General features: G+C 54.3%; 1 pseudogene. It reads right to left on the bottom strand.

The annotated features are described in order from the left end of the window. Nucleotides 1–289, bottom strand: a pseudogene (locus KMS84_RS39640) (IS630 family transposase); the annotation flags it as partial. Nucleotides 290–322: the final 33 nt, after the last annotated feature.

Genomic DNA, 322 nt, shown 5'->3' with positions numbered 1-322 from the left:
GCTCAAGGGGGCGTTTCATCGCTTCGGTAGGCAGGAGTGGCTTGCGACTTAGTTCGGGCAGATCCGCCAGACCTTATAGGCGCAGATCTCGAAAACGCTTGCACCATTGGGTGACTGAAACAACGCAGCTGCAAGTCAGCCGCGCAACCTCGTTACGTGAACAACCTTGAGCGTCTAGCAAAATCACACGCGCACGACGATCGTCGCGCTTACTGATCGTCGCGGACCTAATGCGCCGCCTCAGCTCAATTTGTTTTTCCTCACTTAGCACGATGTCCTGAGAGCTCATGTGAGGCCCCCAAGCACTAACTTAACGTAAAAG

Source organism: Streptomyces hilarionis (assembly GCF_024539675.1).
In the GTDB taxonomy this organism is placed as follows: Bacteria; Actinomycetota; Actinomycetes; order Streptomycetales; family Streptomycetaceae; genus Streptomyces; species Streptomyces hilarionis.
Note: the sequence above shows the minus strand (reverse complement) of the source record. Positions and strands in the feature narration are given on the sequence as shown.